Genomic DNA, 717 nt, shown 5'->3' with positions numbered 1-717 from the left:
GTGCTAAAATAACAGGTCTTATTACCTTAGATGGAGAAAATATTTATGATTCGCAAATTGATGTTGTAGAATTGCGTGCGCGTGTTGGTATGGTTTTTCAAAAACCTTGTCCTTTTCCAAAATCTATTTTTGAAAATGTTGCTTACGGGCCACGCATTCATGGTTTAGTCAAATCGCGTGCCGAATTGCATGATATTGTTGAAAAAAGTTTAAGACAGGCAGGTTTATTTGAAGAAGTAAAAGATCGCCTTCATGAGACAGGGACAAGTTTGTCAGGAGGGCAGCAACAGCGCTTGTGTATTGCGCGTGCTATTGCGGTTAGTCCTGAAGTTATTTTAATGGATGAGCCCTGTTCGGCTCTTGATCCAATTGCAACAGCACGTATTGAAGAACTTATCGATGCATTACGAAAAGATTATACAATCGTCATTGTGACGCATTCAATGCAGCAGGCAGCGCGTGTTTCTCAATATACAGCCATGTTTCATCTAGGGCATTTGGTCGAAGTTGGTGCAACTGAAATGATATTCACCTCACCAAAAGAGCAACGTACACAAGATTATATTACGGGGCGTTTTGGATAGATGAATTGAGGAGTATAGAATATGTCTATGAAACATACTGTTCGTTCTTATGATGCAGAACTAAAATATTTGGAAGCAAAGATTACAGAAATGGGCGGTTATGCGGAAAGAATGATTGAAAATTCTGTCGCAT

At 39.3% G+C, this 717-nt stretch carries 1 protein-coding gene and 1 pseudogene; both read left to right on the top strand.

Translation table 11 applies throughout. From position 1 onward, the window contains the following. A partial coding sequence (locus tag ACFIK8_RS11440; protein WP_375669496.1) for a phosphate ABC transporter ATP-binding protein occupies positions 1–584 on the top strand: 584 nt, incomplete at its 5' end. A gap of 21 nt (positions 585–605) precedes the next feature. After that, positions 606–717: pseudogene (locus ACFIK8_RS11435) on the top strand (phosphate transport system regulatory protein PhoU); the annotation flags it as partial.

The organism is Bartonella sp. MR168JLCBS (assembly GCF_042194175.1).
This window is presented reverse-complemented; position numbering and strand designations above follow the sequence as displayed.